Source organism: Ensifer sp. BR816 (assembly GCF_000378985.1).
Classification (GTDB): domain Bacteria; phylum Pseudomonadota; class Alphaproteobacteria; order Rhizobiales; family Rhizobiaceae; genus Sinorhizobium.
In genome coordinates this window covers 903,076-915,369 of the sequence record NZ_KB905370.1, presented here as the reverse complement: position 1 = coordinate 915,369, position 12,294 = coordinate 903,076, and the positions used below count along the sequence as shown (strand labels likewise).

Annotated in this window: 14 protein-coding genes; 8 read left to right on the top strand and 6 right to left on the bottom strand. The window is 64.4% G+C overall.

Translation table 11 applies throughout. The features are described from left to right. Positions 1–32: 32 nt before the first annotated feature. The 4 genes from RHIBR816_RS0104425 (at position 33) to RHIBR816_RS0104410 (ending at position 4,560) form a co-directional block, all read left to right on the top strand. Positions 33–1,052: a glucokinase gene (locus RHIBR816_RS0104425; protein ID WP_018235329.1), complete on the top strand. Its 1,020-nt coding sequence runs from the start codon at positions 33–35 to the stop codon at positions 1,050–1,052. A gap of 203 nt (positions 1,053–1,255) precedes the next feature. Beyond that, positions 1,256–3,061 (top strand): ABC transporter ATP-binding protein, encoded by a 1,806-nt coding sequence (locus RHIBR816_RS0104420; RefSeq protein WP_018235328.1) that lies wholly within the window; start codon positions 1,256–1,258, stop codon positions 3,059–3,061. 17 nt (positions 3,062–3,078) lie between these two features. Continuing rightward, positions 3,079–3,897 (top strand): 4-hydroxy-tetrahydrodipicolinate reductase, encoded by an 819-nt coding sequence (gene dapB, locus RHIBR816_RS0104415; RefSeq protein WP_018235327.1) that lies wholly within the window; start codon positions 3,079–3,081, stop codon positions 3,895–3,897. A gap of 27 nt (positions 3,898–3,924) precedes the next feature. Beyond that, complete coding sequence (locus RHIBR816_RS0104410) at positions 3,925–4,560, top strand: 2,3-bisphosphoglycerate-dependent phosphoglycerate mutase (protein ID WP_018235326.1); 636 nt, start codon at positions 3,925–3,927, stop codon at positions 4,558–4,560. Between the two features lie 55 nt (positions 4,561–4,615). Here the strand turns inward: RHIBR816_RS0104410 and RHIBR816_RS0104405 are convergent, their stop codons facing one another. Together RHIBR816_RS0104405 and RHIBR816_RS0104400 are read right to left on the bottom strand one after the other, a co-directional pair. Next, entirely contained in the window at positions 4,616–5,488 is an 873-nt protein-coding gene (locus RHIBR816_RS0104405; protein ID WP_018235325.1) for a bifunctional helix-turn-helix domain-containing protein/methylated-DNA--[protein]-cysteine S-methyltransferase, read from the bottom strand. Between the two features lie 64 nt (positions 5,489–5,552). Then, on the bottom strand, positions 5,553–6,050 hold the full coding sequence (locus RHIBR816_RS0104400) for a DUF2244 domain-containing protein (protein WP_018235324.1): 498 nt from the start codon (positions 6,048–6,050) through the stop codon (positions 5,553–5,555). A 22-nt stretch (positions 6,051–6,072) separates the two neighbouring features. Between RHIBR816_RS0104400 and nth the strand changes: the two genes are divergently transcribed. Further along, on the top strand, positions 6,073–6,849 hold the full coding sequence (gene nth, locus RHIBR816_RS0104395) for an endonuclease III (protein WP_018235323.1): 777 nt from the start codon (positions 6,073–6,075) through the stop codon (positions 6,847–6,849). Between the two features lie 12 nt (positions 6,850–6,861). Here the strand turns inward: nth and RHIBR816_RS0104390 are convergent, their stop codons facing one another. Then, positions 6,862–7,455 carry a TetR/AcrR family transcriptional regulator gene (locus RHIBR816_RS0104390; protein ID WP_018235322.1) on the bottom strand — a complete coding sequence of 198 codons (594 nt, stop codon included), beginning with the start codon at positions 7,453–7,455 and terminating at the stop codon, positions 6,862–6,864. Positions 7,456–7,521: 66 nt separating this feature from the next. On the opposite strand from RHIBR816_RS0104390, the gene RHIBR816_RS0104385 reads away from it, so the two are divergent. Together RHIBR816_RS0104385 and RHIBR816_RS0104380 are read left to right on the top strand one after the other, a co-directional pair. Next, positions 7,522–7,947, top strand: coding sequence for a VOC family protein (locus RHIBR816_RS0104385; protein ID WP_018235321.1), 426 nt, complete (start codon positions 7,522–7,524; stop codon positions 7,945–7,947). Between the two features lie 129 nt (positions 7,948–8,076). Beyond that, positions 8,077–9,069, top strand: coding sequence for an adenosine kinase (locus RHIBR816_RS0104380; protein ID WP_018235320.1), 993 nt, complete (start codon positions 8,077–8,079; stop codon positions 9,067–9,069). Positions 9,070–9,082: 13 nt separating this feature from the next. Here the strand turns inward: RHIBR816_RS0104380 and RHIBR816_RS0104375 are convergent, their stop codons facing one another. Next, entirely contained in the window at positions 9,083–9,634 is a 552-nt protein-coding gene (locus RHIBR816_RS0104375) for an SH3 domain-containing protein (RefSeq protein ID WP_018235319.1), read from the bottom strand. A 286-nt stretch (positions 9,635–9,920) separates the two neighbouring features. On the opposite strand from RHIBR816_RS0104375, the gene RHIBR816_RS0104370 reads away from it, so the two are divergent. Then, positions 9,921–10,925, top strand: a complete 1,005-nt coding sequence (locus RHIBR816_RS0104370) for a D-glycerate dehydrogenase (RefSeq protein WP_018235318.1) — start codon at positions 9,921–9,923, stop codon at positions 10,923–10,925. 117 nt (positions 10,926–11,042) lie between these two features. Here RHIBR816_RS0104370 and RHIBR816_RS0104365 read toward each other — a convergent pair whose 3' ends face one another. After that, positions 11,043–11,516, bottom strand: coding sequence for a GNAT family N-acetyltransferase (locus tag RHIBR816_RS0104365; protein WP_018235317.1), 474 nt, complete (start codon positions 11,514–11,516; stop codon positions 11,043–11,045). A 7-nt stretch (positions 11,517–11,523) separates the two neighbouring features. Then, positions 11,524–12,285, bottom strand: coding sequence for a molybdopterin-synthase adenylyltransferase MoeB (locus RHIBR816_RS0104360; protein WP_018235316.1), 762 nt, complete (start codon positions 12,283–12,285; stop codon positions 11,524–11,526). Positions 12,286–12,294 lie beyond the last annotated feature (9 nt).

The window sequence follows — 12,294 nt, the reverse complement described above, 5'->3', positions numbered from 1 at the left end:
ACTATTCACGCCGCGATCAGGACGGATCTGCCATGCCCAGTGCGAGTGACTACAGCTTCTCCTTTCCGATCCTGATCGGCGATATCGGCGGCACGAATGCCCGTTTCGCCTTGCTCGTCGATGCGGCGTCCGGACCGACGCAGCTTCCGCCGGTCAAGACGGGCGACTTCGCGACCATCGAGGAAGCGCTGCAGAAGAGTATTTTCGACAAGATTGCCGTCCGTCCGCGCTCGGCGATCCTCGCCGTGGCGGGGCCGATCAAGAGCGATGAAATTCCGCTGACCAACGCCGGCTGGGTGATCCGCCCGAGGGACATGCTGGCAAGCCTCGGGCTCGGGGACGTGCTGGTCATCAACGACTTCGAGGCCCAGGCTCTCGCGATCGCCGCACCGGCCGACGAGGACGTGGTGCAGATCGGCGGCGGCAGCGTCCGGCCGAAGAGTTCCCGCGTGGTGCTCGGCCCCGGCACCGGCCTCGGCGTTGCCGGTCTGGTCTTTGCCCAGGACACTTGGATTCCGGTGCCGGGCGAAGGCGGGCATGTCGATATCGGCCCGCGCAGCGAACGCGATTTCCGGATATGGCCGTTCCTCGACCCGATCGGTGGCCGCATGGCGGGGGAGCAGATCCTTTGCGGACGCGGCATCATGAATCTCTACCGTGCCGTCTGCGCGGCCGATGGGCTGGAGGCGTCGTTCAAGGATCAGGCGGAGGTGACGACCAGCGCACTTTCCGGGCAGGATCCGGCGGCGGTCGAGACCGTTTCGCTGTTCTGCACCTATCTCGGCCGCGTTGCCGGCGACATGGCGCTTGTCTTCATGGCCCGCGGCGGCGTGTTCCTCGCCGGCGGAATTTCGCAGAAGATATTGCCGGCGCTGATGAAACCGGAATTCCGCGCCGCCTTCGAGAACAAGGCACCGCATTCGGCGCTGATGCAAACGATACCGACCTTTGCGGTCGTCCATCCCATGGCGGCGCTTTCCGGGCTTGCCGCCTTCGCACGCGCGCCGAAAGACTTCGGTGTTGCAATGGAGGGACGACGCTGGAGAAGCTGAACGGGCCGGCCGACGCAAAGACTCGCCAAAAAGGCTTCAAACCACTATAGAGCGGCCCGACACTTGGTGCCGACGTGCGGCATGCCGCGCGTCATCGGACGCGCAAAGGTCGCTGTAGCACTTTGAATTGTGCTGCATGTTTTTGTCCTTGGATCGGCTACGATTTAAGGAAACATGCAGGAGAGGCCAGGAAAGAAGGCTTTTTGAACGCCAGGGACAGAAAACAGCACGCAGTCGATTCCGAGACGATCACCGGAATCCTGCGACGCGTCATTGCCGAAAACGGCCGCGATCACATCCGTGGCTATGCCTTTGCCATCACCTGCCTCATCGTGGTGGCGGCAACGACGGGCTTCACCGCCTGGATCATGGAAACCGTGATCAACGAGGCCTTCGCCAATCGTCGGGCTGACATCGTGCTGGTGATCTGCGGCGCCATCTTCGCCGCCTTCGTGCTGCGCGGTCTCGCCACCTACGGGCAAGCGGTTGCGCTCTCGAAGATCGGCAACAATATCGTGGCGCGCTATCAGCGCCGCCTTTACGCGCACCTGATGGCGCTCAGCGTCGGCTATTTCCACGAGCATCGCTCGGCGCAGCTTGCCGCCAAGATCAGCCAGAACGTCAACGGTATCCGCGACGTGCTCAACATGACGGTCACCTCGATCGCCCGGGACTTCCTGACCCTGATCGGTCTCGTCGGCGTCATGTTCAGTAAGGACTGGCTCCTATCACTCATCGTGTTCTTCGTCGCACCGCCCATGCTCCTCGGCCTGCGCTATATTTCCAAGCGCCTCCGGCTGGCGACCCGTGAGGCGGTCGAGGTGAACAGCCGCGTTCTCGGCGCGATGCAGGAGACGATCCAGGGGATCACCATCGTCAAGTCCTTCACCATGGAGAACGAGCTGCGCCGCAAGGTGGAGACGATCATCGACCGGGCCGAAAACCGCGCCAACCGCATCGCGCGTCTCAGCGAGCGCACCGCGCCGATGACAGAGACTTTCGCGGGCCTCGCTATCTCGAGCGTCCTCGCCTATGCGGCCTTCCGCACGATCTACGGCAACGTGCCGCCGGGTGCCTTCTTCGCCTTCGTCACAGCGCTGCTCATGGCCTACGACCCGGCGCGGCGGCTGGCGCGGCTGCAGGTGTCGCTGGAGCGCGCCGCGGTCAATGCCCGGATGATCTACGAGATCCTCGACACGGTTCCGCATCAGCGGGATCGCCCGGACGCGACCGAGCTGAAGCTCGGCGAAGCGACGGTCGAACTGCGCGACGTGCGCTTCGCCTATGGCAAAGGCGAGGAGATCCTGAAAGGCGTCAGCTTCCGTGCCGAGGGCGGCAAGACCACGGCGCTGGTCGGCCCCTCCGGGGCCGGCAAGTCCACGATCATCAGCCTCATCCCGCGCTTCTACGACCCGCTGGCGGGCCAGATCCTGATCGATGGCCAGGACATCGCCGGCGTCACCAAGCAATCGCTGCGCAACGGCCTCGCTTACGTGTCGCAGCAGCCCTACCTCTTCGAGGGCTCGATCCGCGACAACATCCGCTACGGCCGGCCGGATGCCTCCGATGCGGAGATCGAGGAGGCGGCGCGGCTTGCCTATGCGCATGACTTCATCCTGGCGCAGCCCGAGGGCTACGATACACCCGTCGGCGAGCATGGCGTGACCCTTTCCGGCGGCCAGCGCCAGCGCCTGTCGATCGCCCGTGCGCTGGTGCGCAATGCCCCGATCCTGCTTCTCGATGAGGCGACCTCGGCGCTCGACACCGAGTCGGAGGCAGCCGTGCAGAAGGCACTCGAACAGGCGATGAGCGGACGCACCGTGATCGTCATCGCCCATCGGCTCTCGACCGTCGTCAATGCCGACAAGATCGTCGTCATGAAGGATGGCACGGTCGTCGAGGAGGGGTCGCACGAGGCGCTTGCGCGGCGCCCGGACGGACTCTACGCTCGCCTCCACAATCTGCAGGGCAACGGCGCCGACCTGCCCGACGAAGCGAAAATCCTATAGTACGGGGAAGTTTGACGATGAGCGAAACGGAGATGAAGCTCGTGGTGGTCGGCGCGGCCGGTCGAATGGGCCAGACGCTGATCCGGACCATTCACGCGACGGCCGGCGTTCGTCTGCATGCCGCCATCGAGCGGTCGAACTCGCCCTTCATCGGTCGTGACGCGGGCGAAATCGCCGGGCTCGGGCCGATCGGCATCCCGGTCACCGACAAGCCGCTCGAGGCCTTCGTCGAGGCGGAGGGTGTGCTCGATTTCACCGCGCCGGCGGGAACCGTCGAATTCGCCGGCCTCGCGGCTCAGGCGCGCATCGTCCATGTCATCGGCACCACCGGATGCTCCGCGGACGATGAGGCGAAGATCCGCGCCGCGGCGCGCCATGCCCGGGTCGTCAAGTCGGGCAATATGAGCCTCGGCGTCAACCTGCTGGGCGTGCTCACCGAGACCGCAGCGCGGGCTCTCGGGCCGACCGATTGGGACATCGAGATTGTCGAAATGCACCACAAGCACAAGGTCGACGCGCCTTCGGGCACGGCGCTCCTCATCGGCGAGGCGGCGGCGAAGGGTCGCGGCATCGATCTTGCGGACCATTCCGTCAAGGTGCGCGACGGCCATACCGGTCCGCGGCCACAAGGAACGATCGGCTTTGCCACGCTGCGCGGCGGGTCCGTCATCGGCGAGCACTCGGTGATTCTTGCCGGCGAGGGCGAGATGGTGACGCTGTCGCACAGCGCCACGGATCGTTCGATCTTCGCCCGCGGGGCCGTTTCGGCTGCCCTCTGGGCCCGCAATCAGAAGCCGGGCTTCTATTCCATGCTCGATGTTCTCGGGCTCAATTGACACCAAACTGTTAAAGAGGAAATCGAAATGAGCGGCACTCTCGTCCTCGTCCGGCACGGCCAGAGCGAATGGAACCTGAAGAACCTTTTCACCGGCTGGCGCGATCCGGACCTGACCGAGCTCGGCGTCACGGAGGCGAAGGCCGGCGGCAAGGCGCTTGCCGAATACGGCATCAAGTTCGACATCGCCTTCACGTCTGTGCTTATCCGTGCCCAGCGCACCTGCCAGATGGTGCTCGACGCCGTTGGCCAGTCCTCGCTCGAAACGATCTTCGACCAGGCGCTCAACGAGCGTGACTACGGCGATCTCTCCGGCCTCAACAAGGATGATGCCCGTGCCAAATGGGGTGAGGAGCAGGTGCATATCTGGCGCCGCTCCTATGACGTGCCGCCGCCCGGCGGCGAGAGCCTGCGCGACACCGGCGCCCGCGTCTGGCCGTACTACCTGACCGAAATCCTGCCGCGCGTGCTGGCCGGCGAGAAGGTGCTGGTGGCTGCCCACGGCAATTCGCTGCGCTCGCTGGTCATGGTGCTCGACCGGTTGACGAAGGAGCAGGTCCTGAACCTCAACCTCGCGACCGGCGTGCCGATGGTCTACAAGCTGAAGGCGGATTCCACCGTCGCCTCCAAGGAAGTGCTCGGCGACATGTCGGCCGCGCATTGAGCGTCCACATCTTCGATCGAAACAAAAGGGGCGCCGCGGCGCCCCTTTTTTTGTCTTATGCCTTTCCCGCCTCCCAGCCGAGGATCGCCCGCTTCCGCGTCAGCCCCCAATGGTAGCCGGTGAGTTCGCCGCCCTTGCCGAGTGCCCGGTGGCAGGGCACAACGAAGGAAATCGGATTGCGCCCGACCGCCGCGCCGACGGCGCGTGACGCGGTCGGCTGGCCGATTTCGCCGGCGATCTTCGAATAGGTTGTCGCCTTGCCGAGCGGAATGTTCAAGAGCGCCTGCCAGACCCGGATCTGGAAGTCGGAGCCGATCAGCACGATGTTGAGCGGCTCGTCGGCACACCAGCGTTCCGGGTTGAAGATGCGTGCGGCATAGCGCGCCGTGGCCGCGCTGTCCTCGATATAGCTGGCGTTCGGCCAACGGCGGGCCATGTCCTCGAAGCTTGCGCGCTCCTCGCCCGCATCGGCAAAGGCAAGGCCCGCGAGGCCGCGGTCGGTCACCATCACCAGCGCCGTGCCGAAGGGGGAAGGGTGGAAGCCGTAACGGATCGTCAGCCCGGCGCCGCGGGCTTTCCACTCGCCGGGCGACATCGCCTCATGGGTGACGAAGAGGTCGTGAAGCCGCCCCGGGCCTGACAGCCCGACCTCGATGCTGGTCTCGAGCAGCGGCATCTCCTCCTGGCGCAAAAGCCGCTTGGCATGGTCGAGCGTCACCGCCTGCAGGAAGGCCTTTGGCGAAAGTCCGGCCCAGCGGGTGAAGACCTTCTGGAGCTGAGTCGGCGACTGACGGAGGCGGCGGGCGATCGTCTCGAGTTGCGGCTGGTCGCGGTAATCCTTCGTCAGCATCTCGATGACGTGGCGCACCGTGTCGTAATCGGTGCCGTCCGGGGTGATGTCGGTGGGAATGGTTGTCACGACGTTCATGGATCATCTCCTGTCATGCCGCAGGAAACCATGCGGGGGACCGGTTAACCACCCGATTCTTGATTCATCTCGACCGGGCCGTGGCCAGTGCGCGGGAAAAGGCAACGGCAAAAGTTTCGCGATCGTCGCGGTTGAGAAACGAACCGATATCGGTCTGCCGGCCACCACCGCTGATCTTCATCGAGACGATGCCGATCTCCTGGTGGCGCCTGATGCTGAAGCGGGCCCAGAAGGGGTTGAAGCGATGTTCGGTCATGCTTCCCGACGGCGCGAACTTCCTCACCGACACGTCGGTGCGCGAGACGCTGACCTCCTCGCGGGCGCGTGCCGAATGGTAGTTGAGCCAGAAGGCGCCGAAGAGCAGCACGAAATCGAGCCCGAAGAAGAACACGATCGGCCAGGCGCCGATGATGAGAAACACCAGGACATGCACGGCGCTCATCGCAGCCGCGATCATCAGCAGGATCTTGAACCCTTTGAGGCCGAGCGAACGGTAAGGGGTGAGTTCCGCTGAAAAGATCGGTTCGTCGTTGATGCTTGTCGCGGCGTTGCCTTCGGTCATAACCAATGACTATAGATGCAGCATGAAAAACGTGAAGCTCAAATTGTCGCCCGGATCCGCGAAACCGCGAACGGCAACGGCCGCCCGCCGACCCACGCGGCAGCGCAGCGTCTATAGCAAGGCGGAGATCGAGGAGATCTTTCGCCGCTTCTCGGTCCAGCGGCCGGAGCCGAAGGGCGAACTCGGACATGTCAACGCCTACACGCTGCTTGTGGCGGTGGCGCTTTCGGCGCAGGCGACCGATGCCGGCGTCAACAAGGCGACACGGCCGCTCTTTGCCGTCGCCGACACGCCGGAAAAGATGCTGGCGCTCGGCGAAGACAAGCTGCGCGACTATATCAAGACCATCGGGCTTTACCGCAACAAGGCCAAGAACGTCATTGCGCTCAGCGAGCGGCTGATCGCCGATTTCGGCGGCGAGGTGCCGAAGACGCGCGAGGAACTGATGACGCTGCCGGGCGTCGGCCGCAAGACCGCCAATGTGGTATTGCAAATGGCCTTCGGCCAGTCGACCATCGCCGTCGACACGCATCTCTTCCGCATCGCCAACCGCATCCGCCTGGCGCCGGGAAAAACGCCGGACGAGGTCGAGGCCAATCTGATGCGGGTCATCCCGGAGACATATCTCTACCACGCCCATCATTGGCTGATCCTGCACGGCCGCTATGTGTGCAAGGCCCGCCGGCCGGAATGCGAGCGCTGCGTCATCGCCGACATCTGCAGGTCGCCGGAAAAGAGTTGCGACATCCCGGCGCCGCTCGTCGAACTGCCGCCGCAGGTCCTTCCGGTCGCCGGCTGACGGCCCGGCTCTTCAGGGATCGATCAGGCGATCGATCAGCCTGTCGATCGCATAGGCATAGTCGGCCCGCGCCGCCCCGGCATCGATCTCGAGCGCAGCCCGGTCGAAGGCGGCGGACAGGAGGAAGGCCATCGCCTTGACCGCCTTCTCCTCCAGGCGGCGGGGAGCCATGGCGGCGCTCAATCCTTCCTCCAAAGTTCTGCCGCCATGCGCGGCGTCGATCGCCGCCATTTCGGTGACGCCGAGGACGGCCGGGCCGTCGAGCAGCAACAGGCGCACGCGACCGGGAACGGCCATCGCGTCGAAATAGGCGGCTGCTCCGGCAAGCAGCGCCTCACGAGGCGAAAGGCCGTCGGGAGCAGACTGCTCGATCGTTGCCGCGACTTCGCGCGCCTCCCTTTCTATCACCGCCCGAAACAGCGTCTTCTTGTCCTCGAAATGGTGATAAAGCGCGCCGCGCGTAAGCCCCGCCGCGGCGACGATCTCCGGCGTTGCCGTGTCGGCATAGCCCTTGGCGACGAAGAGTGCGTGTGCCGCGTCGATGATGGCAGCGCGGGTCGTGTCTGAACGTTCGCGATTCGAGCGTCGCGTCTTTTCCTGTTGCATACATACAGCCTGTATGTTAAAGAAGATACATGCAGATTGTATGAGAATAATCGATGGAGGAAAAGCATGAAAACGACGAGCTATTATCCGGTGATCATGACGGCCGACGTGCGGGCGACGGCCGACTTCTACGTGACGCACTTTCGCTTTGAAGTGCTTTTCGAGAGCGACTGGTACATGCATCTGCAGTCGACGGAGGACGAACATGTCACGCTTGCCGTCCTCGACTATCGTCACGAGACGGTGCCGGAAAAGCGCCGCGCCCCCGTTCAGGGCCTGCTTCTGAATTTCGAAGTCGAGGATCCCGACCGGCTCTATGCGGAGATGCGGGATGCCGGGCTTCCCATTCTCAAGGCGCTCTGCGACGAGGACTTCGGCCAGCGCCATTTCATTACCGCCGATCCGAACGGCGTGATGATCGATGTCATCAAGCCGATCCCGCCAAGTGCCGCCTTCGTGGACGCCTATGATGAAAGGGCGCTGCCGGCGTAATGGCGGCATTTCGCAGCATTCTTGGAGCTCCGGCGCTACTCGCGGGCCTTAAAGGCGGCACGGCTCTTCCAAATGGTCGGAAAACCGCTATTAACGAACACCGGCCATTCAGGAAACCGGACGGAGCTCATGACGAAATTCGATGTACTGACGATCGGCAATGCGATCGTCGATATCATTGCGCGCTGCGATGACAGCTTTCTCGTTCACAACGGCATCATCAAGGGCGCAATGAACCTCATCGATGCGGAGCGGGCGGAACTCCTCTATTCGCGCATGGGCCCGGCGGTCGAAGCCTCCGGCGGCAGCGCCGGCAACACCGCCGCCGGCGTCGCCAGCCTCGGCGGCCGCGCCGCCTATTTCGGCAAGGTCGCCAGCGACCAGCTCGGCGAGATCTTCACCCACGACATCCGCGCCCAGGGCGTGCATTTCCAGACTAGGCCGCTCGAGAGCCTGCCGCCGACGGCGCGCTCGATGATCTTCGTCACCGACGATGGCGAGCGCTCGATGAATACGTATCTCGGCGCCTGCGTCGAACTTGGTCCGGAGGACGTCGAGGCCGACGTCGTCGCTCAATCGACGGTCACCTATTTCGAGGGCTATCTCTGGGATCCGCCGCGCGCCAAGGACGCGATCCGCGAGGCGGCAAGAATTGCCCATGCCCACGGCCGCGAGACGGCGATGACGCTGTCGGACAGTTTCTGCGTGCATCGCTACCGGGACGAGTTCCTGGATCTGATGCGCTCGGGCACCGTCGACATCGTCTTCGCCAACAAGCAGGAAGCGCTGGCGCTCTACGAGACGGAGGATTTCGAACTCGCGCTCAAGGCTCTGGCAAAGGACTGCAAGCTCGCCGCCGTGACGCTCAGCGAGGAGGGCTCGGTGGTCGTGCGCGGCGAGGCGCGGGTGCGGGTCGGCGCCACTGCGATCAAGCAAGTGGTCGACACGACCGGCGCCGGCGACCTTTACGCGTCCGGCTTCCTCTATGGCTATACGGCCGGCCGGACGCTCGAAGATTGCAGCAAGCTCGGCAATCTGGCGGCCGGCATCGTCATCGGCCAGATTGGACCGCGGCCGATGATATCGCTCGCCGGCGCCGCCAAGGAAGCCGAGCTTCTCTAAATTTAGCCCGGATCTACTTGAAGGCTTCGCCCGGATAGGCGCCCCAGATCTCGCTCTGGGCGATCCAACCTTCGACGCCCTGCGTCTCCGCATGGCACCAGTCGCCATTGCATTCGCCGATGTGCAGCAGCACGCCCGGCTGCATGCGGGCGACGATCGGTGCGGTGCTCTGCGGGTCGCGTCTCAAATTGACGAAGACGCCTTCACCCTTGCCGCGCATCCACGGCGCGGCGACGGCGGTGCGATCGCCGGAAAGCAGCGCCTGGTTGACCCAGCCCTCGGTGCCGTCGGCGTCGCGGATGCGGCGCCAGTTGTCGTATTCCTGGATGATCTCGACGGGAACGCCCGACCTCAGATAGCGGAAGGCGACCGCGTAATCGAGGCTCGGCCCGATTCGCAGGTTGACACTCCTGGACTTGAGGCTGACGAAACGGGGGAGCGGTAGCCCGCTCGCACCCTTGGCCGCCTGGGCAAAGGCGGCGGAACTCATGATGGCCGCCCCGAGCAACGTGGCCAGCAACAATAGAGAGGCCTTGGAAATGAAGTGACGCATGACGAAGCCCATATTCCGATCGTAAGCGAAGCCTTGCGGCGTTCCCACAGCGCCGGGCGCCTTCTCGGACGCACAAGGGCCACTGCAGCACTTTGAATTGCCGCATGTCTTATTCCTGGGGTCGTCTCCGATCCAAGGAAGCATGCGGACCGCGCCCGGCCGGACGCGCGCCGCGAATCTGAACCCGGACAGCGACTTTCAATTGTCTTCCCCACCGGGTCTGGTAGAAATTGCGGCTATAGGGAGAAACTATTACCCAACTTGGTTAAGGACCCGTCAACGAGGGCCGCTCGCAGGCATGACAAGCAAAAAGAAGCCAACCGTCTACATCACCCGGAAACTGCCGGAAGTCGTGGAAACGCGGATGCGCGAGCTCTTCGACGCCGAGCTCAACATCGACGACACACTCCGCAGTCAGCCCGAGCTGGTTGCCGCGGTAAAACGGGTCGATGTGCTGGTTCCGACATTGACGGACCGGATCGACGCGGCGCTGATCGAACAGGCGGGGCCGCAACTGAAGCTCATCGCGGCCTTCTCGAACGGCGTCGACAACATCGACGTCGATGCCGCCGCCCGCAAGGGAATCACCGTCACCAACACGCCGAACGTCTTGACCGAAGACACCGCCGACATGACCATGGCGCTCATCCTCGCGGTGCCGCGCCGGCTCGCCGAAGGTGCGCAGGTCCTCACCGACCGCAAGGGCGAATGGGCTGGATGGTCGCCGACCTGGATGCTCGGCCGCCGCATCGCCGGCAAACGCATCGGCATTGTGGGTATGGGGCGGATAGGCACGGCGGTAGCCCGCCGCGCCAAGGCCTTCGGCCTGTCGATCCACTATCACAACCGTCATCGCGCCAAGCGCGAGACCGAGGAGATGCTGGAGGCGACCTATTGGGACAGCCTCGACCAGATGCTCGCCCGCGTCGACATCGTTTCCGTCAATTGCCCGTCGACGCCCGCCACCTATCACCTGCTCTCGGCGCGGCGTCTGGCGCTGATGCGCCCAGACAGTTACATCGTCAACACCGCCCGCGGCGACGTGATCGACGAGACGGCAATGATCAAGTGCCTGCGGGAAGGCAAGATCGCCGGTGCCGGCCTCGACGTCTTCGAGAACGAACCGGCCGTCAACCCCAAGCTCATCAGGCTCGCCGGCGAAGGTAAGGTCGTGCTGCTGCCGCATATGAGTTCGGCGACGCTCGAGGGCCGCATCGACATGGGCGACAAGGTGGTGATCAACATCCGCACCTTCTTCGACGGTCATCGCCCGCCGGACCGCGTGCTGCCGGGACGGGATTGAGACGCGGCGGTACCGCCTCGGCCACAGGCGAAGTCTTTTCGTTTCATTCGGACGACGCCTCACCACAAGGGAGGGGCCCATTCGCTGCACGATAGGTTCCCACCGCCCCGAGCAGGTTCACAACCAAAGCATTTTCCGCATCTCGATCGAGGTCGGGCGCGTGAAGCCGGGATGGGCGGAGCGTCTTGTCTCGACGAAGCCCCAGGCCGCGAAGGTGGCGTGATTTTCGGTCAGCTCGATTCGCGTCTGCAGTCTCAGCGCCGGGAGCCCGAGGATTTGGGCGGTCTCTTCCGCGGCGGCAAGCAGCTTGCGACCGATGCCCTTCTTCTGCAAACCGACGGCGACGGCGAGCTTGCCGATATAGAGGCAATCGGGCTCGGCTTTGCAGAAGACGCAGCCCAGAAGGTCTTGGCCGGCGACGACGGCAAAGCCGACCTCCTCATGCGCTTTCCGCTGCAGCGATGCCACGGTCAGCGCATGCGCGGAGGACGGCGGATCGATCCGCCCGTCCATATAGGCAAAGGATTTCCGGATCAGCACCAGGAGCTCCTCGTAGCGGTCGAAGCTCCGGTCGAGGCGAATCGTTTCCATCCTGCCCTCAACCCTTGCCGCGTCGGTAGCGGATCGTGTTGAAGGCGGCTGCGAGGCCGTCATAGAGCAGCAGGCGGCCGACGAGCGGCGCGCCGGTGCCGGTGATGAGCTTGATCGCTTCCATCGCCTGCAGCGTGCCGATGACGCCGGTGAGCGCCCCGACCACGCCGGCCTCGGCGCAGGCCGGCACCGCACCCGGCGGAGGCGGCGTCGGGAAGAGATCGCGATAGGAAGGATTGGGATAACCGTCGGCGTCCGCCTCGTAAGGTTTCAACACGGTGACGGAGCCGTCGAAGCGCCCGACGGCGCCGGTGACGAGAGGGACCCGTGCCGCTTCCGCGGTGTCCGCCGCCAGATAGCGCGTATCGAAATTGTCGGATCCGTCGACGATGAGGTCGTATTGCCGGAAGATCGCTTCGGCATTCTCAGGTGCGAGACGCAGCGCGTGTGGCGCGACCTCCACATGCGGGTTGAGGTCGGCGATCGCGGCGGCGGCGCTTTCGACCTTCGATCGGCCGATATCGCTGGTGGCATGAATGACCTGGCGCTGCAGGTTCGACAGCGAGACGACATCGTCATCGACGATGCCGAGTGTGCCCACGCCGGCGGCGGCGAGATATTGCAGCACCGGGGCGCCGAGTCCGCCGGCGCCGATGACGAGGACGCGCGCGGCCTTCAGCTTCTGCTGCCCGGCTCCCCCGACTTCTGGCAGCACGATATGGCGGGCATAGCGCGCGATTTCCGATGATTCGAGGGCTGCTGCGGTCATTTCCGTCTC